Here is an 18,521-nt window from a genome sequence, read left to right as displayed (position 1 = left end):
AGACGCAGGCGCAGGAGGCGCTCGCGCGCTGGCGCGAGAGCTGGCACGAGGCGAGCCAAGGCACGATCCTCGCGGACGGCCCGGCCGAGGGTCCGGTGCTCGATCTCCTCGATGCGCTCGGCGCGGCGGCCCGCAGCCTTGCGGCGCTCGAGGACCGGATCGCCAAGATGGAGGCGAACCGCGCCCGGTTCGAGGCCGCCCGGACCGCGCTCCTCGCGCGGCTCGGCCTCGATCCCGAGACGGGCTGGGAGGCGCTGCGGTCCCGGCTGCGCCGCGCGCAGGATGCGGCGCGGGACGCGGAAAGGCTCGCCCAGCAGCGCACCATCGAGGAGCGTCAGGAGGCCGAGGACCGCCGCGCCCTCGCAGCCCTGGACGAAGACCGGGCCGCGCTCGGCCAGGCGCTCGGCTGGTCCGAAGCGGACGGGCCGCTCGCGGGCCATCTCGCCTGCTGCCTCGAGGGGGCCGACCTGCGCCGTCAGGTGGCGGCCCTTCTGTCGGACCTCGCCGAGCGGCCCGAACGGCGCGAGAGCGACGATCCCACGGCGCTCCACTCCAGGATCGAGGCGCTCCGCACCGACCTCCAGCTCCTGCGCAGCGAGGCCGAAAGCGGCCTCACCGCCCATCTGGACGCCCGGCGCAGGCTCGAGGCGGTCGGCGGAGACGATGCGCTGGCCCGGATCGCCTCGGACCGCGAGACCCTGCTGGTGGAGCTGCGCGACCGCGCCCGCGCCCATCTCGCCGCCCGGTTCGGGCTGATGGCCTTCGAGGCGGGGCTCCGGCGCTACCGCGACCGGCACCGCAGCGCGATGCTGGCCCGCGCCTCGGACGCCTTCTGCCGCCTCAGCCGCGGGGCCTATGCCGGCCTCGCGGCCCAGCCCGACGGCGCGCAGGAGGTGCTGGTGGCGCTGGCTGCCGAAGGCGGGGCGAAACTTGCGGCGGATCTCTCCAAGGGCACGCGGTTTCAGCTCTATCTCGCGCTGCGCATCGCGGGCTTCCACGAACTCGCCCAGAGCCGCCCGCCCGTGCCCTTCATCGCCGACGACATCATGGAGACCTTCGACGACGACCGCTCGGCGGAGGCCTTCGCCCTGCTGGCCGACATGTCCCGCGTGGGGCAGGTGATCTATCTGACGCACCACCGCCACCTCTGCGACATCGCCCGCGCCGCCTGCCCCGGCGCATCGCTGATCGACCTCACGGCGCCCTGACGCAGGCGGAGCCGCGCGCCCCGCCCGGCCCGCCTCCCGCGGCTCTCGCGGCTCTATCCGATCCCGCCCGCACACCGCACCGCAGGTCCGGGGATCGCAGGCGCGGCTTCCGCCCTCAGCGCCCTCGCGGGTTCCCCGCGCCGCACCTGCGGCCGCGTCGCCTGCCGTTGCCGCGCCGGAGGCCGGGCCCTCACCCGAAACCCGGGCTCGTGGCGACGGCTCATGTCACGCCTGCTTCGAACCGGGATCTGGAAAGGCTTTCTCAACCCTCGGCCGCTACAAGAAGGCGGGATCGGTCAGGGAGACGCGCATGTCCGAAGCGCAAGACGGCAGGGACACGGGATTGGCACTGGGCACAGGCGGCCCGCCTGCGGGGCCGGCGCCGACCCACCTCCTCACGATGGCGCGCGGGGTGGCCGAGGCCATTCCGCAGCGGCTGCTGCCCGCCCTCCGGGCCATGGGCATCATCACCTGCGTCCTGCCGGGCCGCGGGCTCGGCCTGACGTTCGAGGGGCCGGTTCCTGCCTTCCTCTCGTCCGATCCGTTCCGTCTGGCCGAACTGCCCCTGCCCGAGCCGACCGCCGAGCCCGCCGAGATCGCCGCGCCGGCCGAGGAGGAGGCGCCGACAGAGCCTGCCCCGGTCGAACAGGAGGAGTCCATCGAGCCGGAAGCCGCCAGCCCATCCGAGGAGGAGGCGCCCGCGGACGAGATCCATGCCGACGCTCCCGAGCCTTGGGCCGAAGACCCGGAGGATTCGCCCCTCGAAACCCCCGAACAGGGCAACCTGCCCGAAGCGCCCCCGGACGGATGGGCCGAGCGCCTCGCCGCGATCGAGACGGCCGTGGCGGAGGCGCTCGCGCGCCAGGCTCAGGCGCACGCAGACCTTGCGGCCCAGGGCGCCCGGCTGGAAGAGATGGTGACGGCCCTCGGCAACCGGCCCCTGCCGACGCTCAACCTGACCGCGCAGCACAAGAGCTTCGCCGCCTTCGGCACCGCCATGGCCTCCTTCATGACCCGGATGGAGGCTTTCCTCGAGCGGGAAGAGCAGACCCGCGCCCGGTTCCTGTCGGAGGTGAGCGACCTGCTGCGCTCCGTCACAGGCTCCGCCTCGCCCGACAGCTCGGGCAGCGTCGAACTCGATGCCATGTCGCGCGCGCTGACGGCCGTGACGGAGGAGCTGAGCCAGTCCCGCACAGCGCCGCACCTCGGCGAACTGACGACGACCCTCGGCGCCCTCACGCAGTATCAGGAGCGTATCCTCGCCCTCCTCCTGCGGCATGACGAGGTTCCCGACACCCGGATGCAGGCCGCGCAGGAGCAGTTCCTCCGCGACATCCGCGTGGTGATCGCGGAACTGCTGGCAGAGAACCGGAGGGCCGCCCTCTCCGGCAGCACCGCGGGCCCCGGCGACTCCCTTCGGCGGTTGCAGGACGGCTGAGGATAAAGGCGATGGCGGCGGGCATTGCGCTGCATGAGGGTCAGGTGGGCCTCTGGAACCTCGCGCTGAACGCGGCGGTCTGCGGGCTGACCGTGCTCCTCTGCCTCTCCGGCGCGGTCGTCTGGTGGAAGCGGAGGCCCGCCCCGTCCTGAGGAGCTGCCGGTGTGGAGGGGCGCCCTGGCGCTTGCCATCGCCCTCTCGATGCTCTTTCCGTTGGTCGGCGCCACGCTGATCGGCGTGCTACTCCTCGACATTCTCGTGCTCCAGAAGGTGAGGCCGCTCCGCCGCCTGCTCACCTGATCGACGTGGGGGCGGCGCGGGCTGCCCCTGCCGAGGGCCGTCGTCCGCGCTGGAGGGCCGCCCGCATGTCCCACGCCGGCCTCGTCCGAGGCGATCGCCGCCTCGGCCACTGCGTTCGCGCGCCTGGCGGCCCCGCAGGGAGGCGCGGAGGATCTCGCTCTGCGGCCGCAGATGACGGTCGCTCAGGAGGCCCGCCGCACCGTGCTCCCTCCGACGCACGGAGCCGACGCTGGATCAGGTGAGGCGGGGTTTCCAGAAGCAGGACCGGCGTGGCGGTCGGTGTGCCCATCCATGGCCGGTGGGTGGAGTGGAGTTGACAGCCGGCAACTTCCGCCGGCCGTTATGCTGTTTGCCATGGTGCGGGCGGCTCAGAGTCCGCCCCGTCTCCGTCTCGCGCGGTGCGAGACAAGATATTGCGGGGTTCGGGGGGCTCGCGGGGGACGTCGGACCGGGACGTGAGGACCGGAGCAGCCTCGGGCGTCAAATCGATAACTTCCACCGGTGCGATAGCTTCCCTCCGTGAGACGGCGCCAGCCTTGCGAGCAGGATTCCTTCCGGCGCCCGCGGGGCGCTCCGGTGCGGGACCGGGCTTCGCTGCGGCGCGCCCGCGACCTCATGCCGCACCTGCGCAGGGGGTCTTTCGCAGGTGCAAACTCTCGTGAGCGTCTTGCCCTCGGCGTGCGGGCGCTAGATGGGGCATCGAGCCCGGACAAACGAGAGCAGACCCCATGCTGACCGCGGAAATCCTGGCACGGATACAGTTCGCCTTCACCGTGTCGTTCCACATCATCTTTCCCGCCTTCTCGATCGGACTGGCGAGCTTCCTTGCCGTGCTGAACGTGCTCTGGCTGCGGACAAGGGACGAGACCTACCTCAAGCTCTTCAATCACTGGAAGAAGATCTTCGCCGTGGCCTTCGGGATGGGCGTCGTCTCGGGCATCGTCATGTCCTACCAGTTCGGCACCAACTGGGCGGTCTTCTCGGACCGGGCCGGGCCGGTGGTGGGCCCGCTCATGGCCTATGAGGTGCTGACGGCCTTCTTCCTCGAGGCGGGCTTCCTCGGGATCATGCTCTTCGGACGGAAGCGGGTGGGCGACGGGCTGCACATGCTGGCCACCGCGATGGTCGCCATCGGCACGCTGATCTCGGCCACCTGGATCCTCGCGGTGAACAGCTGGATGCACACGCCCGCAGGCTTCTCGATGGGCGAGAACGGCCAGTTCCTGCCCGAGGACTGGTGGGCCATCATCTTCAACCCCTCCTTCCCCTACCGGCTCGTCCATATGGTGCTGGCGGCCTATCTCACCACCGCGCTCGTGGTGGCGGGCACGGCGGGCTATCATCTGCTGCGCGACCGGACCAACCCGGCCACGCGGCGCATGTTCTCGATGGCGACCGGCATGATCCTCGTCGTGGCCCCGATCCAGATCGTCGCGGGCGACATGCACGGGCTGAACACGCTCGAGCATCAGCCGGTGAAGGTCATGGCGATGGAGGGCCATTTCGAGAGCCACCCCGAGGGTGCGCCGCTGATCCTGTTCGGCCTGCCCGATCAGGAGGCGCAGGAGATGCGCTGGTCGGTCGAGATCCCCAAGCTCTCGAGCCTGATCCTGAAACATTCGCTGGACGCGCCGCTCGACGGGCTCGACGGGGTGCCGCGCGACGAGCAGCCCCCGGTGGCCATCGTCTTCTGGTCGTTCCGGGTGATGGTCACGCTCGGGATGCTGATGCTGGGCCTCGGGCTCTGGTCGCTCTGGGCCCGCTTCCGCGGCCGGCTCTACGACTGGAAGGCGCTGCACCGCGCGGCGCTCGCGATGGGGCCTGCAGGCTTCGTGGCCGTGCTCGCGGGCTGGATCACGACCGAGGTCGGCCGCCAGCCCTGGACGGTCTACGGGCATCTGCGCACCGCCGACAGCCTCTCGCCGCTCGATGCCTCGGCGGTGGGCACGTCGCTCGTGGCCTTCATCGTGGTCTATTTCTTCGTCTTCGGCGCCGGCACCTTCTACCTGCTGCGCATGATGTCGATGACGCCCGGAACCGAGCGCATGGGCCTGCGCGACGGGCCGATCCGCACGGCGGGCATCACGCCCGGCCTGTCCGAGGACCCGCGCGAGAGGAGCGACTGACATGCTGGGACTGGAGCTTTCCTTCATCTGGGCAGGGATCATCGCCTTCGCCGTCCTCGTCTATGTGATCCTCGACGGGTTCGATCTGGGGGTGGGCATCCTCTTTCCCTTCGCCAAGGACGAGCGCGAACGGGACGTGATGATGAACTCGGTGGCGCCCATCTGGGACGGCAACGAGACGTGGCTCGTGCTGGGCGGCGGCGGGCTCTTCGCGGTCTTTCCGCTGGCCTATGCGGTGGTGATGCCCGCGCTCTATGTGCCCATCGTGGCGATGCTGCTGGCGCTGGTCTTCCGCGGGGTGGCCTTCGAATACCGCTGGCGGACGGTGCGCTGGAAGCGACTCTGGGACTGGTCCTTCGCGTTGGGCTCGCTGGTGGCGGCGCTGATGCAGGGGATCGCGCTCGGCGCCATCGTGCAGGGGATCGAGGTCGAGAACCGCGCCTATGCGGGCGGCTGGTTCGACTGGCTCACGCCCTTCTCGGTGCTGACGGGCTGCGCGGTCGCCACGGGGTACGGGCTTCTCGGCGCCACCTGGTGCAACATGAAGCTCGAGGGCCGCGTGCAGACCCACATGCGCCAGCTCGCGCGCCCGCTTTCCTTCGCGACGCTCGCGTTCCTCGGGCTCGTGAGCCTCTTCACGCCGCTGCAGGATGCGGTCTATGCCGAACGCTGGTTCCGCTGGCCCACCATGGTCTGGACACTGGCGGTCCCGGTGCTGGTGGCGCTCCTTGCGCTGCGGCTGTGGCGGGGACTGGCGCGGGGGGACGATGTGGCGCCCTTCCTCTGCGCGCTCGGCTTCTTCGTCCTGGGCTTCGTGGGGATCGGGATCAGCTTCTACCCGATGATGGTGCCGCCCGAGCTGACCATCGTCGAGGCGGCGGCCCCGGACGAGAGCCTTCTCTTCACGCTCGTGGGCACGCTGGTTCTGGTGCCCATCATCCTCACCTATACGGCCTATACCTACTGGGTGTTCCGCGGGAAGATCGACGCCGACGAAGGCTATCACTGATGCGCCGGGTGGGCTGGTTCGTCCTCCTCTGGCTCGGAGGCGTGGCGGTCGTCTCGCTCGTCGCGCTGGCGATCCGGTCCGTTCTTCTCTGACTTGCGCGCCGCGGACGGGCTGAGGATCGGCCTCGGCGCGAGACGCCCGTCGCGAAGCTCCATCGCCCGCGTGGCGACATCCGCCACGAGGCCCTCGTCATGCGAGACGAGGATCATCGCGCCCTCGAAGGCCGCGAGCGCGGCCCTGAGCCGCCGGCCGTTCTCGGCATCCACGCCATTGGTCGGCTCGTCGAGCAGAAGCACCTCGGGCCGCATGGCCAGCAGCCCCGCGAGGCACACCAGCCGTTTCTCGCCGCCAGAAAGGCGGTGCGTCACCCGGTCCGCCAGCAGGGCGAGCCCCAGCGCCACGAGCGCCTCCATCGCGGTGGCGCGCGCCTGCCTGTCGCTCAGCCCGAGGTTCAGCGGGCCGAAGGCCACATCCTCGAGCACGGTCGGACAGAACAGCTGGTCGTCGCTGTCCTGAAAGAGAAAGCCCATGCGCCGCCGCGCGCTGCGGAACTGCGCCTCGCTGCGGCAGTCCGCGCCGAAGAGGAGCACCCGCCCCGCGGCCGGACGTTCGAGCCCCACCAGCGTGCGCAGGAGCGTGGTCTTGCCGCTGCCGTTCGCGCCGAGGATGGCCAGCCGTTCGCCGGGGTGCAGCGCGAGCGAAGCGCCGTCCAGCACCCGCCGTCCGTCGCGCAGGAGGTGCAGGCCGTCGAGGCCGAGGAGCGGGCTCATGTCCGGTCCCACCAAAGAAGCCCCGCCCCCAGCGCGAGCAGCAGGGCGCAGGTCCGCCAGTCGCGCGGCGCGGGCGCGGGCAGGTCCGGCCGCAGGAACCGGCCCGAGGCATGGCGCAGCCGCATCGCCTCCTCCACCCGCTCGGCCCGGGCATGGGCGCGCACCAGCATCATGCCCACCAGATGGCCGTAGCTGCGCCAGCTGTGCCAGCCCGACCGCGGGCGGAAAGCGCGGAGCCGCATCGCCTCCTGCAGACGCCGCATCTCGTCGCGGATGAGGCCGAGGTAGCGCACGAGCCCGAGATGGATCCGCACGAGCGCCTCGGGCAGGCCCAGCGACCGCAGCGCGGCACCGATGCGCTCGGGCTCGACCGAGCCTGCGAGCAGCGCGAGCATCAGGACCGAGGCGGTGACCTTCAGCCCGATCACCAGCGTGCGGGAAAGCCCCTCGGCGCTGAGGCTGAGCGGCCCCCACTGCCAGAGCGGCGGACCCGGCACGGTGAAGGGCAGCGTCAGGAGGAGGAGGAGCAGGAAGGCCTCGAGATGCCAGAGCCTGCGCCAGGGCACCGCCCGCCGCTCGGCGGCGAAGAGCGCGAGCGCCGCGGCCACCGCCGCCGCGGCAGGGCCCGGATGGGCAAGCGGTGCGATGAGAAGGAGAAGGCCCAGCCCGGCCAGCAGCCTGAGCCTCAGATCGTCGGGCAGGATCATCGGTGGCGGCCGCGTGCCCAGAGGGCGATGCCCGCCCCGCCGAGGATCAGGAACAGGCCCGAGACGATGTCCGTGACCCGCATCCGGGCATCCATCCGCTCGATCCGCTCGCGAAGCGGGGTGACCTCGGCCTCGACCGCCTGCGAGACGATGGCCCGCAGCGCCTGCGCCGACAGGGGCTCTTCGGCCGCGGGCAGCGCCGGGCCGCCGGCCCGGAGCGGGATCGCGCCTGCGGGCACGGGCGCGCCGCCGAACCGCTCGGGCGGCAGCGTCACGCGGGCCATGTGCCCCTCGCCCGTGTCGAGCGCGATCACCACATCCCCCGTCACCGCCTCGGGCAGCTCGAACCGGAAGCCGCCCTCGGCGTCGGTCTGACCTTGAGCGAGCGGCAGACCCGCCATCCGTGCGCTCCAGTCCGCGCCGCGGGGCCGGCCGCCGCCCACGAAAAAGCCGTAGCCGCTGACCTCGCGCCCCTCCACTTTCGCGAAGAGCCGCAGGCTGTGCGCCGCGGCCGGACCGGCAAGCAGGAGCGCGAGCAGGAGCACGAGAGCGCGGGGCATCTCAGGCCCCTCCGGCGCAAGGGTGCAGCATCCGCGGCTCGACGCGCATCAGGAAGGCCCCCGCCATGCCCGCCACCGCCGCCTCGACCAGCGCGAGCGGCAGGCAGGTCACGAGCAGCACGCGCGCCACCGGCACATAGTCCGACGAGGAGAGCCAGAGCGTCAGCGCCACGCCGCCGCCGGAGGCGAAGATGCAGAGGGCCGAGCCGATCCCGGCCAGCACGCCCGCTGCGGCGGCCGAGGTCTGCCGCCGCACGAGCGGCCCGAGCAGAAGTCCCGCCAGCGCGCCCGGCAGGGCGATGTTGACCGTGTTGACGCCCAGCGTCGTGAGCCCGCCGAAGCCGAACAACACCGCCTGCAGGGCGAGCGCCACCAGAACCGCCGGAAAGATCCCGAGGCCCAGCACCAGCCCCATCAATCCCGACAGGAGCAGATGCACGCTCGACGGCCCCACCGGCACCGACACGAGCGAGGCCGCGAAGAAGACCGCCGACAGGAGCGCCACCCGCAGGATCCCCCGGTCGTCCAGCCCGCGGAGGCCGAGCCCGACGCCGGCCGCGGCCAGGGCGCCGCCGCCGGCAAGGACGGGCAGCGTCAGGATGCCGTCGGGAACATGCATCTCACTCGCCCGCCTTGCGGGTGCGCACCCAGATCAGCGCGCCTTCCTCGACCGGCACCTCGGCGCCCTCGGGCGAGAGCATCGGAGCGTCGGCTTCGATCAGCGCGGCGAACCCCCACCAGCCATCGAACGGGATCGCATAGGAGAAGGTCCCGTTCGCATCCGCCCGGAGAACCTGTGTGATGTAGGCCGCGTTCGGCGCGGAGATCCCGGCCGTGTTGACGAATTCCACCTCGACCTCGGCGTGAGGAACCGGCGCGCCTGCCTTCGTCACCACCCCGGTGAAGAGGTTGCCGGTCCAGAGCCCGGTCGGCCGCGTCAGCGGGCGGATTTCCACCGGCAGGCCCACCGTCGCGTCCCAGCCCTCGCCGCTCGCATAGGCATCGACCACCACCTTCGCGTGATGAACGATGAACTTGCCTTCCGCGGGCTCCCAATAGGGCTCGGGCGTGACGTAGAAGACAGCGGCGCCCGGTTCCTCGAGCCTGTGGCCGAGCCGCCAGCCGGTGGCGGTCTCCTCCAGCGCGTCCGACAGGTCGGTGCGGGTGCCCTGCGCCAGCACGCCCACGGCGGCGGGACGCGCCATCTCCATCGCGGGACCGCCCTCGAACGGATGGGTGAAGGCAAGATCGAGCGTCACCGCCCCTCCGTCGGGCAGCACGTCGTCCGACGGCAGGATCTCCTGAAAATGGGCCCTGACGGGCGAGGCAAGGCTGGCGAGCAGCAGCGCCGCAAGAAGCGGCCGGGAAGACAGCGGCATGGGCACTCATCCGTATGAACGAGCGCAGGCTCGATCATACGGAGGGCGGCGGCAAGGGAGAAGCCATCGCAGAGGGCGATGGATGGCCCGCGCGGGGCGCCGCACCGGGGCGATTGCCCGTGCGTTAGGCGCGCGCATTCTCCCGTGCCCAGGAAAGCAGCAGATTGGGGCCCGCCCCGGACCTTGGCGCTTGTGCCGGAGGCCTGCGGGCAGGCCCTCAGCCTGTCCGCGGGTCCAGTCCTACCGCCCGAGGGCGCAGAGGCCCTCCAGAACCTTGTCCGGCGTGGCCGGCAGATCCCGCACCCGGACGCCGCAGGCATTGTGGATCGCGTTGATGACGGCGGCCCCCGAGCCGCAGATCCCGAGCTCTCCGATGCCCTTGGCCTGAAGCGTGCCGCCGTAGCTGTCGCGCTCCTCCAGAAAATGAACCTCCAGCGCCGGCACGTCGGCATGGGCCGGAATGTGGTAGTTTGCCAGATCCCGGCTCACCACCTGACCGAAGCGGCGGTCGTGCACCATCTCCTCCATCAGCGCCATGCCGATGCCGAAGGTCATCCCGCCCAGACATTGCGAGCGGGCGGTCTTCTCGTTCAGGATCCGCCCGGCGGCAAAGACGCCCAGCATCCGGCGCACGCGCACCTCTCCGGTGATCTCGTTGACCGCCACCTCGGCGAAATGCGCGCCCCAGGTCGAGCTGCGGACGCCCTTCAGCGCCTTGCCCGGCTCGAAATGGCCCTCGGCCGACAGCGGTTCGGTCACGAGCTCGGCCAGATCGCGGGTGCGGTTGCCGCAGGTGGCGCGCCCGTCCTTCAGGGTCAGCTCCTCCTCCGGGCAGCCCATCTGCGCGGCGATCTGCCGACGGATCTCCTCGCAGGCGAGGAACGCGGCCGAGCCGTTCGAGGCCGCGCCGATCGAGCCGCCCGAGCCGGAGCCCTCCGGCAGATCGGTATCGCCGAGGATCGTCCGCACCCGGTCGGGCGCGAGGCCCAGCATCTCGGCCACGATCTGGGTGAGGATCGTGTAGGTGCCCGTCCCGATGTCCGTCATGCTGCTCTCGACGCGCGCGCCCTCGCCCGTCAGCGTGACGCGCACGCGCGCCTTGTGCAGCATGTTCACCCGCACGGCCGAGGCCATGCCCATCCCCAGAAGCCACTCGCCCTGCCGCCGCTCGCCCGGCGCGCGCCGGTCCGACCAGCCGAAGCGGTCGGCGCCGTCCCGCAGCGCCTCGGCCAGCATGTGCGAGGTGAAGGGCTTGTCGGTCTCGGGATCCTCTTCGGGAATGTTGCGAAGACGCAGCTCCAGCGGATCGAGGCCCGCCTTCTCGGCCAGCTCGTCGAGCGCCATCTCGAAGATCGTGACCCCCACCGCCTCGCCCGGCGCCCGGACGGACCCCGCGCAGGTGAGGTTCACCCGCGCCACCTCGTGCCGGATCTGCCGGTTCTCGCCGCGATAGGTGAAATGGGTCGCCTGCTGCACAGGCTCGGAGAAGCTCTCTCCGGCAAGGTTGGACACCCGCGCCTCGTGCCCGATCCCGGTGAGCCGCCCGTCCGCATCGAGGGCGAGGCGCACCCGCTGCCCGGTCTCGGAGCGGCGGTGGGCAATCTCGAACTCCTGCTGCCGGGCGAGCGTCACCATCACCGGCCGGCCGAGCGTCCGGGCCGCCACGGCCGCCGCCACGGCCTCGGGCGCGATCCCGAGCTTCGAGCCGAAGCCGCCGCCGATGAAGGGCGAGAGGACGCGCACCTTCCCGGGCGCGATCCCCAGCGCATCGGCCAGTTCCTCGGCATTCTGCGACACCATCTGATAGGCGCCACAGAGCGTCACCCGGTCGCCCTCCCACCAGGCGAGGGCCGCGTGCGGCTCCATCGCGGCGGCGGCCATCGAGGGGGTGCTGTAGCTGGCATCGAGCGAAACGGCGGCCTCGCGCAGCGCGGCCTCCAGATCCCCCTGCGCCGACTGCTTCTTCTCGGGGAGTTCCGACGGCGCCTGTGCGGGGTCGAGCTCGGCCTCGGCCGAGGTCTCGTACTCCACCCGCACCAGCCGCGCGGCTTCGCGGGCGGCCTCGAAGCTTTCCGCCACCACCAGGGCGAGGGGCTGGCCGAAGTAGGTCACCTCGGAGAGATCCTGCGGCGGCGACTTCCGCGCCATGCCCTGCGCCGGATGGCGCACGAGGCGGGGATCCTGCAGCACCTCGAGCACGCCGGGAACCGCGCGCGCCTCGCCCGAGGCCAGCGAAGCGACCCGGCCCAGGGGCACGGTGGCCCGCACGAAGACGCCGTAAAGGCATTCGGCGCGCTTCTCGGACCAGAGGCTCGTCGCCTGTTCGGCCGCATAGACGGCCCGTCCGGACACTTTCAGCGCCCCCTCCGAGCGGTCGATGGGGCGCCCGACCACCTCCTGCGCCATCGCATCCAGCCGGTTACGCTTGTCGGGCTCGTCGAATACGAGATGAGCGGTCATGCCATGCCTCCGGTGGCTTCCCTGAGCGCCGCCGTCAGGATGCGTCGCGTGAGCGGGATCTTGAAGTCGTTCTCGCCCTGACCCCAGGCGCGCTGCAGCAGCCGGTCGGCCGCCCGGTCGAAGAGATCGTCCGAGGGCGGCTCGCCCTCGAGGCAGGCCTCCACCTCCGCATCGCGCCAGGGCTTGTGGGCCAGCCCGCCGAAGGCGAGCCGCGCCGTGGCGATCCGGCCCTCTTCCATCCGCACCACCGCCGCCACCGAGACGAGCGCGAAGGCATAGGAGGCGCGGTCGCGGATCTTGCGATAGATCTGCCGCTCGCCCGCGGGCGCGGGCAGGATCACCGCGGTGATGAGGTCGCCCGGCTCGAGACAGGTCTCGATATGGGGCGTGTCGCCCGGCAGGCGGTGAAAATCGGCCAGATGCACATGCCGACGCGCGCCGCCCGGCGCCTCGATCTCGACCACCGCCTCGAGTGCGGCCATCGCCACGGCCATGTCGCTCGGATGGGTGGCGATGCAGGCGTCGGACGCGCCGAGGATCGCATGATAGCGGGTGAAGCCGCCGATGGCCGAGCAGCCGGCCCCGGGGGTGCGCTTGTTGCAGGCCATGTCCGTGTCGTAGAAATAGGGGCAGCGCGTGCGCTGAAGGAGGTTGCCGGCCGTGGTGGCCATGTTGCGCAGCTGACCGCTCGCCCCGGCCAGCAGGGCGCGGGACAGGACGGGATAGCTGCGCCGCACCCGCGGATCCGCCGCCAGATCGCTGTTGCGCACCGTGGCCCCGATGCGCAGGCCGCCGTCCAGCTCCTCGATGACGCCCAGATCGAGCCGGTTCACATCCAGCAGCCGCGCAGGCGTCTCGATCCCGAGCTTCATCAGATCCAGCAGGTTGGTCCCGCCGCCCAGAAACCGGGTCGCAGGCTCCAGCGCCTCTGTCGTGGCCTCGTCGCAGGAGGAGGCGCGAAGATAGGCGAAATCCTTCATTCCGCGGCCTCCGCCATGCGTGCTTCCGCCACCTTCGCGATCGCGTCGACAATATTGGGGTAGCAGGCACAGCGGCAGAGGTTCCCGCTCATCCGCTCGGAAATCTCCTCGCGGCTGAGGACGGCCTCGCCCTCGAGGCTTTCGGACACCCAGCTGGGCCAGCCCTTCGCGGCCTCCTCGATCATGGCGGTGGCGGAGCAGATCTGGCCCGGGGTGCAGTAGCCGCACTGGAACCCGTCCTGCGCAAGGAAAGCCTCCTGCAGCGCCGAGAGCCGTCCGGGCTCGCCCAGACCCTCGACGGTCACGACCTCCGCCCCCTCCTGGGTGCAGAGGAGCGTGAGACAGGAGTTGATGCGTCGGCCGTCCACGATCACCGTGCAGGCGCCGCACTGGCCGTGGTCGCAGCCCTTCTTCGTGCCCGTCAGCCCGATCTCGTGACGCAGCGCGTCGAGCAGGGTGACGCGCGCCTCGGCCTCGATCTCGCGTGGCTCGCCGTTGATCGTGAGCGTGGTCTTCATGCTTGCCCTCCGGCTGGCTGTTCAGCCGGAGCAACAGACAAGGCCGTTTGTGGTTCCGTCCGCGCCGACCCGGCCGCCTCTGCGGGCGCTCTGCCGCCCGTCGTTCGGCGCAGGTCCGGCCGGCGCCGTCGGCTGCGAGGGGCCTATGCGCGCGCCATCCGGCCCGCGCTGCGGCTGCGGTGGCTGAAGCGCGTGGGCACCGTCCCGAACCGCGCCTTGAAGCATTTCGAGAAATGCGAGACCGAGTTGAAGCCGCAGGCGGTCGCCACTTCGAGAAGCGTCATGTCGGTGGTGCTGAGCAGGTTGCGCCCCCGGTCGAGGCGCAGGCCGCGGTAGAAGCCGTTCGGCGTCTCGCCCACCGTGGCCTTGAACAGCCGCTCGACATGGCGCCGCGAGCAGCCCGCGGCCTCGGACAGGGCCTCGAGCGAGAGCGTGTCCTCGAGATGCTCGTTCATCAGTTTCACCACCGCGATCAGCGCGGGGCTGCGCGAGCGCATCAGGGCGGCGAGCGAGCTGCGCTGCTCGGGCGCGGCCCCCGCGAGCACGGTGCGCAGGCACATGTCCGAGACCATGGCGGCGAAATCGGCGCCGTGGTCCCGCGCGATCAGCGAGAGCATCATGTCGGTCGAGGCCGCCCCGCCGCCGCAGGTCAGCGTGCGCCCCGCGCTCTCGAACCGGTTCGAGGTCGGCACGAGGCGGGGGAAATCCTCGAGAAAGCCGGGCTGGTTCTCCCAGTGGAGGGTGAAGCGGCGGTCTTCGAGCACGCCCGCATGGGCGAGGGCGAAGGCGCCGGTGCAGATGCCGCCCACCGTGCCGCCGAACCGGTGGTGGCGCTGGACGGTGGCCACCACCGCCGGGGCGGCTGCGGCCGAGGGAATGTTGCCCGCGCAGACCATGAGGTCGGTCTCGCGGTCGAGCGGTCCCAGCGCCTCGTCGGCCGCCACGGTGATGCCCGAGGAGCTTGCGACCGGGCGGCCGCCTTCCGAGAGGACGCGCCAGCGGTAGAGCGGTTTCTGCGACAGCTGGTTCGCGATGCGCAGGGGCTCGACGGCGGAACTGAAGGCCAGAAGCGTGAAGCCCGGCACCAGCAGGAAGGCGTAGCTGCGCGTGTCGCCCGCGTTCTGCACCGGATAATAGGCCGCACCCGGCGGCACGAGAGGGGCGTGGGTGGACAAGATCCTGGCCTCCGAGGCAGCAGCCGTCAGGCTGCCTTCCCGCGCTTGTGCCGGGTCCGGCGGCGTCCCGCAATCGTGCGAGCGGCGCAATTCGGTTCACCCGCGTCATCCGGGGGGCCGCTCGGGTCGGGCGGCAGATCTCCGCCGCGCACTGCGAGGGAGAGGACGCTCGGGCCGGGGCGCGTCCGCCCTCGGACCCGCGGCAGGCCCCGGCCATCGCCGCCTAGAGACGCGAGGAGGCAGGCGCAAGGATCTCGCGGCGGATCTGGGCCCCGTCGCGGCCGGGAGGTGCGCCGAACAGGCGGCGATATTCGCGGCTGAACTGCGACGGGCTCTCGTAGCCGATGGCGAAGCCCACCCGCGCCACATCGGCCCCGTCCGAGATCAGCAGCCGCCGCGCCTCCTGCAGGCGCAGGCTCTTCTGGAACTGCACCGGCGTCATGGCCGTCGCCGCCTTGAAATGGCGGTGGAAGGTGGCCGGGCTCATCCCCGCGAGGGCCGAGAGCCGCTCGATGCTGAGCGGCTCGGCGAAATGGTCGCGGATCCAGGCGATGGCCCGGCCGATGCGCGACATGCGGCTGTCGGCGAGCCCGATCTGGCGCAGCGCCGCGCCCTGCGGGCCGGTCAGCAGCCGCCAGACGATCTCGCGGCGGATCATCGGCGCGAGCACGGGGATGTCCTGCGGCCGGGCCGGCAGCGCCAGAAGACGCTCGAGCGGCCCGATCAGCTCCTCGGTCAGCGGATGCACGGCGAGCGCCGGGGACGGCATCCCGGGTTCCATGGGCAGGCCCCCCTGCCCGAGGATCAGGTCGGCCACGGTCGCCGGATCGAGCGTGAGCGCGAAGGCGAGGTAGGGCGTGCCCGGCGCGGCCTCGGTGATCTCGGCGCGGATCGGCACCTCGAGCGAGGCGATCAGGCATTTTCCCGCATCGTAGCGGAAGGCGCGGTCGCCGAGGCGGCTGGTCTTCGCACCCTGCAGCACGACGCAGAACGACGGGTCGTAGACCGTGTGGATCGGCCCGGTCGGAGCGGTTTCGCAGGAAATCCTCAGGCCCTCGAGCGGCCCCTGCCGCCCGTGCCGGTCCCATTGTTCGAGCGTGAGCCGCTTCAGCCTGTCGAGTCGCGATCCATCCATGCCCCGGATCCTAGCCGGGCCCACGGCCCGCCCCAAGCGCCGCCGCCCGCGCTTGAGAGGATCGTGCAGCAATTCGAGAGGATCGGCGTGGCGGGAACCGGCCCCTCCGCTCCATGTTCGCAAGTGTGGCGGGGCCAGCGCCCTGCCGGCAAGGAAAGGATCTCATCCATGCGTTACCGTCGTCTCGGCCCGAGCGGCCTCTTCGTCTCCGAGCTCTGCCTCGGCACCATGACCTTCGGCGGCTCGGACGACATCTGGGGCCAGATCGGCCAGCTCGGTCAGGACGAGGCAGATGCCCTGGTGCGCACCGCGCTCGATGCCGGCATCAATTTCATCGACACGGCCAATATCTATGCGGGCGGCGAGAGCGAGCGCATCCTCGGCCGGTCGCTGCGCAACCTCGGGGTGCGTCGCGAGGATGTGGTGATCGCGACCAAAGTGCTCGGGCCCATGGGGGCGGGCGTCAATGCGCGCGGGGCCTCGCGCGTCCATATCCTCGATCAGTGCAAGGCCAGCCTCGAGCGGCTGCAGCTCGACCATATCGACCTCTACCAGATCCACGGGTTCGACGCCGAGACGCCCATCGTCGAGACGCTGGAGGCGCTCGACACGCTCGTGAGCCACGGCCATGTCCGCTACATCGGCCTGTCGAACTGGGCGGCCTGGCAGGTGATGAAGGCGGTGGGGATCGCCGAGGCGCGCCGTCTGGCGCCGATCCTGTCGCTTCAGGCCTATTACACCCTGGCCGGCCGGGATCTCGAGCGCGAGGTGGTGCCGATGCTGAAGGACACGGGCATGGGCCTCATGGTCTGGAGCCCGCTGGCGGGCGGCTTCCTGTCGGGGAAATACGACCGCGAGGGCAAGGCCGCCGACGGGCGCCGGGCGGCCTTCGACTTCCCGCCGGTCAACAAGGACCGCGGCTGGAGCGTGATCGAGGCGATGCGCCCCATCGCGGAGGCGAAGGGCTGTTCGGTCGCGCAGGTGGCGCTGGCCTGGCTCCTGCATCAGGAGGCGGTCACGAGCGTGATCGTGGGGGCCAAGCGCGTGGATCAGCTCGTCGACAACATCGCCGCGACCGACGTGCGGCTCGAGCCCGAGGATCTGGCGGCGCTCGACCGGGCGAGCGCGCTCGCGCCGGAATATCCGGGCTGGATGCTCGAGCGGCAGCGGAGCTACCGCGGCCAGTAGTCCACGCCGGAGCCTGCCGCCGGGGACCTGCGGTCTGCGGCGGCGCCCCGGGCGGCCCACGGCCTCAGCTTGGCCGGCCCACCGCGAGGGCCAGCCCGTCCACCACCGCCGTGAAGGCCTCGGCGCTCCGCAGCTCGGCTGCGGGACAGAGGGCGCGGGCCTCCTCGGCCACCAGCCGCATGAGGCTCGAGCCGCCGACGAGGATCACCGTCTCGACCTCCTGCGGCACCACACCCGCGCGGCGGCAGGTCTCTTCGGCGGCGGCCCGCAGGTCCGCGCGGTGCCGTGCCAGCGCCTCGGCCAGCGAGGCCTGGCTGATCTCGGCATAGAGCCCGCGCTCGATCCGGCCCATGCGGATCGCGGCGCCGGGCCTGTCGGCATTGGCCTCGATCTTGCCGCGCTCCACCGCGAAGGCCAGATCGTGCCCGAGTTCATGGTCCAGCACCTCGGCCAGGCGGCGCAAAAGCCGCGGCTCCTCGGCCCGCTTCAGCATGTCGGTCACGGCCGAGCGGGTCTCGCGGGTATAGAGGAACGGGATCTTGGCCCAGGTCGCGAGATCGACGAAGAGATCGTTCGGCATGGGCAGGAGCCCCGGCCCCATCTCGCGCCGCAGCCGCCCGCCATGGCCGAGACAGGGCATGGCATGGGCGAGCGACACCGAACGGTCGAAGTCGGTCCCGCCGAGCCGGATGCCGTGGCTGGCGAGGATGCCCACCTGCCCGCCCTCGGCGCGGAAGAGCGAGAAGTCCGAGGTGCCGCCGCCGATGTCCACGATCAGCCCCAGCGCGCCGTCGCGGCCGAGCGCGTGGCTCGCAAGCGCGGCGGCCTCGGGCTCGTAGAGGAACGCGCCCTCCTCGAAGCCCGCCGCAAGATAGCAGGCGCGCAGATCCTCTTCGGCGCGCGCGTCCCGCGCCGGATCGGCATGGAAACGGACCGGCCGGCCCGAGAGGGCACGGCGGAACGAGCGGCCCGCGGTCTGCTCGGACCGCGCCTTCACCTCGGCGAGGAAGGCCGTCACCACCTGGGCCAGCGTCCGTCGCCGCCCGCCCACCAGCCGCGCTTCGTGAAAGAGCGGCGCGCCCAGCACGCTTTTCAGCGCGCGCATGTAGCGCCCCTCCTCGCCCGCGATCAGCGCCTCGGCAGCGGCCACGCCGATCCGCATCGGGCCACGGTCGGCGGGGAAGAAGACCGCCGTCGGCAGCGTGTCGGCACCTGGTTCGAGCGCGAGCCTGCGCACGCGGCCCTCCTCGAGCACCGCGGCGGCGGAGTTCGAGGTTCCGAAGTCGATGGCGAGCGTGTCGGCTTGCATGGGGCCCTCCCGGAGAAAGGCTGCGCGGCTAGCCGAGTTCGGGCCGGGGTGCAAGTCCGCCCTCCCCGCTCGCCGGCTCTGGTGCCGGAACCTGACCCGCCTGTGCGGCACGGAGACGGGCGCTTCCCCGCGAGGAACCGTTCCGCGCCGCTCTCTCAGGCGAGGTGATCCGTGGCCGCCCGCGCCGACCGCAGCGCCTCTGCCACGGTGCGCCGCGCGGCCTTCCGCGCGTCGCCCAGCACCAGCGCCTCGGGCCGCA

General features: G+C 71.6%; 17 protein-coding genes and 1 pseudogene. 7 read left to right on the top strand and 11 right to left on the bottom strand.

All coding sequences use genetic code 11. The features are described from left to right. The 6 genes and pseudogenes from A9O63_RS02910 to cydB all read left to right on the top strand — a co-directional run. A partial coding sequence (locus tag A9O63_RS02910) for an ATP-binding protein (RefSeq protein ID WP_412841968.1) occupies nt 1-1,208 on the top strand: 1,208 nt, incomplete at its 5' end. A gap of 310 nt (nt 1,209-1,518) precedes the next feature. Then, nucleotides 1,519-2,646: a hypothetical protein gene (locus A9O63_RS02905; RefSeq protein ID WP_069330580.1), complete on the top strand. Its 1,128-nt coding sequence runs from the start codon at nt 1,519-1,521 to the stop codon at nt 2,644-2,646. After that, nucleotides 2,616-2,798: pseudogene (locus tag A9O63_RS23265) on the top strand (PepSY domain-containing protein); the annotation flags it as partial. The gene A9O63_RS02905 and the pseudogene A9O63_RS23265, both read left to right, overlap by 31 nt. A gap of 10 nt (nt 2,799-2,808) precedes the next feature. Then, the gene (locus tag A9O63_RS23260) at nt 2,809-2,946 is read left to right on the top strand and encodes a hypothetical protein (RefSeq protein WP_235836915.1); all 138 of its coding nucleotides are present in this window, start codon (nt 2,809-2,811) and stop codon (nt 2,944-2,946) included. Nucleotides 2,947-3,674: 728 nt separating this feature from the next. Next, a complete protein-coding gene (locus A9O63_RS02900; RefSeq protein ID WP_069330579.1) occupies nt 3,675-5,072 on the top strand; it encodes a cytochrome ubiquinol oxidase subunit I in 1,398 nt (465 codons plus the stop codon). Between the two features lies 1 nt (nt 5,073). After that, nucleotides 5,074-6,081, top strand: a complete 1,008-nt coding sequence (gene cydB, locus A9O63_RS02895; RefSeq protein WP_012640984.1) for a cytochrome d ubiquinol oxidase subunit II — start codon at nt 5,074-5,076, stop codon at nt 6,079-6,081. On the opposite strand, the gene A9O63_RS02890 is transcribed toward cydB, so the two are convergent. The 10 genes from A9O63_RS02890 to A9O63_RS02845 all read right to left on the bottom strand — a co-directional run bounded on the left by A9O63_RS02890 (nt 6,075) and on the right by A9O63_RS02845 (nt 15,765). Continuing rightward, nucleotides 6,075-6,851, bottom strand: coding sequence for an energy-coupling factor ABC transporter ATP-binding protein (locus A9O63_RS02890; RefSeq protein WP_069330578.1), 777 nt, complete (start codon nt 6,849-6,851; stop codon nt 6,075-6,077). The genes cydB and A9O63_RS02890 overlap by 7 nt on opposite strands. Next, nucleotides 6,848-7,558: a cobalt ECF transporter T component CbiQ gene (cbiQ, locus tag A9O63_RS02885; protein WP_069330577.1), complete on the bottom strand. Its 711-nt coding sequence runs from the start codon at nt 7,556-7,558 to the stop codon at nt 6,848-6,850. The genes A9O63_RS02890 and cbiQ overlap by 4 nt, the downstream gene beginning before the upstream one ends. After that, entirely contained in the window at nt 7,555-8,118 is a 564-nt protein-coding gene (locus A9O63_RS02880) for a cobalamin biosynthesis protein CbiL (protein WP_069330576.1), read from the bottom strand. The genes cbiQ and A9O63_RS02880 overlap by 4 nt, the downstream gene beginning before the upstream one ends. Nucleotide 8,119: 1 nt before the next feature. Next, complete coding sequence (gene cbiM, locus A9O63_RS02875; protein WP_069330575.1) at nt 8,120-8,737, bottom strand: cobalt transporter CbiM; 618 nt, start codon at nt 8,735-8,737, stop codon at nt 8,120-8,122. Between the two features lies 1 nt (nt 8,738). Beyond that, complete coding sequence (locus A9O63_RS02870; RefSeq protein ID WP_069330574.1) at nt 8,739-9,497, bottom strand: DUF4198 domain-containing protein; 759 nt, start codon at nt 9,495-9,497, stop codon at nt 8,739-8,741. A 240-nt stretch (nt 9,498-9,737) separates the two neighbouring features. Continuing rightward, on the bottom strand, nt 9,738-11,957 hold the full coding sequence (locus A9O63_RS02865; protein ID WP_069330573.1) for a xanthine dehydrogenase family protein molybdopterin-binding subunit: 2,220 nt from the start codon (nt 11,955-11,957) through the stop codon (nt 9,738-9,740). Beyond that, the gene (locus A9O63_RS02860) at nt 11,954-12,937 is read right to left on the bottom strand and encodes an FAD binding domain-containing protein (protein WP_069330572.1); all 984 of its coding nucleotides are present in this window, start codon (nt 12,935-12,937) and stop codon (nt 11,954-11,956) included. The genes A9O63_RS02865 and A9O63_RS02860 overlap by 4 nt, the downstream gene beginning before the upstream one ends. Continuing rightward, nucleotides 12,934-13,455: a 2Fe-2S iron-sulfur cluster-binding protein gene (locus tag A9O63_RS02855; RefSeq protein ID WP_069330571.1), complete on the bottom strand. Its 522-nt coding sequence runs from the start codon at nt 13,453-13,455 to the stop codon at nt 12,934-12,936. Before A9O63_RS02855 ends, A9O63_RS02860 begins: the two co-directional genes overlap by 4 nt. Nucleotides 13,456-13,598: 143 nt before the next feature. Further along, the gene (locus A9O63_RS02850; RefSeq protein WP_084295544.1) at nt 13,599-14,630 is read right to left on the bottom strand and encodes a GlxA family transcriptional regulator; all 1,032 of its coding nucleotides are present in this window, start codon (nt 14,628-14,630) and stop codon (nt 13,599-13,601) included. 223 nt (nt 14,631-14,853) lie between these two features. Continuing rightward, nucleotides 14,854-15,765 carry an AraC family transcriptional regulator gene (locus A9O63_RS02845; protein WP_069330570.1) on the bottom strand — a complete coding sequence of 304 codons (912 nt, stop codon included), beginning with the start codon at nt 15,763-15,765 and terminating at the stop codon, nt 14,854-14,856. Between the two features lie 168 nt (nt 15,766-15,933). On the opposite strand from A9O63_RS02845, the gene A9O63_RS02840 reads away from it, so the two are divergent. Beyond that, entirely contained in the window at nt 15,934-16,953 is a 1,020-nt protein-coding gene (locus A9O63_RS02840) for an aldo/keto reductase (RefSeq protein WP_069330569.1), read from the top strand. Nucleotides 16,954-17,017: 64 nt separating this feature from the next. Here A9O63_RS02840 and A9O63_RS02835 read toward each other — a convergent pair whose 3' ends face one another. Further along, entirely contained in the window at nt 17,018-18,262 is a 1,245-nt protein-coding gene (locus A9O63_RS02835) for an Hsp70 family protein (protein WP_069330568.1), read from the bottom strand. Nucleotides 18,263-18,521: the final 259 nt, after the last annotated feature.

The sequence above is a fragment of the Cereibacter johrii genome (genome assembly GCF_001720585.1).
GTDB classification, from domain to species: Bacteria; Pseudomonadota; Alphaproteobacteria; order Rhodobacterales; family Rhodobacteraceae; genus Cereibacter_A; species Cereibacter_A johrii.
This window is presented reverse-complemented; position numbering and strand designations above follow the sequence as displayed.

What these genes read in the sequence shown, in the direction of transcription:
- A9O63_RS02905 (WP_069330580.1), top strand. Translation starts at nt 1,519, where the DNA reads ATGTCCGAAGCGCAAGACGGCAGGGACACGGGATTGGCACTGGGCACA.
- A9O63_RS02900 (WP_069330579.1), top strand. Translation starts at nt 3,675, where the DNA reads ATGCTGACCGCGGAAATCCTGGCACGGATACAGTTCGCCTTCACCGTG.
- cydB (WP_012640984.1), top strand. Translation starts at nt 5,074, where the DNA reads ATGCTGGGACTGGAGCTTTCCTTCATCTGGGCAGGGATCATCGCCTTC.
- A9O63_RS02890 (WP_069330578.1), bottom strand. Translation starts at nt 6,851, where the DNA reads ATGAGCCCGCTCCTCGGCCTCGACGGCCTGCACCTCCTGCGCGACGGA.
- cbiQ (WP_069330577.1), bottom strand. Translation starts at nt 7,558, where the DNA reads ATGATCCTGCCCGACGATCTGAGGCTCAGGCTGCTGGCCGGGCTGGGC.
- A9O63_RS02880 (WP_069330576.1), bottom strand. Translation starts at nt 8,118, where the DNA reads ATGCCCCGCGCTCTCGTGCTCCTGCTCGCGCTCCTGCTTGCCGGTCCG.
- cbiM (WP_069330575.1), bottom strand. Translation starts at nt 8,737, where the DNA reads ATGCATGTTCCCGACGGCATCCTGACGCTGCCCGTCCTTGCCGGCGGC.
- A9O63_RS02870 (WP_069330574.1), bottom strand. Translation starts at nt 9,497, where the DNA reads ATGCCGCTGTCTTCCCGGCCGCTTCTTGCGGCGCTGCTGCTCGCCAGC.
- A9O63_RS02865 (WP_069330573.1), bottom strand. Translation starts at nt 11,957, where the DNA reads ATGACCGCTCATCTCGTATTCGACGAGCCCGACAAGCGTAACCGGCTG.
- A9O63_RS02860 (WP_069330572.1), bottom strand. Translation starts at nt 12,937, where the DNA reads ATGAAGGATTTCGCCTATCTTCGCGCCTCCTCCTGCGACGAGGCCACG.
- A9O63_RS02855 (WP_069330571.1), bottom strand. Translation starts at nt 13,455, where the DNA reads ATGAAGACCACGCTCACGATCAACGGCGAGCCACGCGAGATCGAGGCC.
- A9O63_RS02845 (WP_069330570.1), bottom strand. Translation starts at nt 15,765, where the DNA reads ATGGATGGATCGCGACTCGACAGGCTGAAGCGGCTCACGCTCGAACAA.
- A9O63_RS02840 (WP_069330569.1), top strand. Translation starts at nt 15,934, where the DNA reads ATGCGTTACCGTCGTCTCGGCCCGAGCGGCCTCTTCGTCTCCGAGCTC.
- A9O63_RS02835 (WP_069330568.1), bottom strand. Translation starts at nt 18,262, where the DNA reads ATGCAAGCCGACACGCTCGCCATCGACTTCGGAACCTCGAACTCCGCC.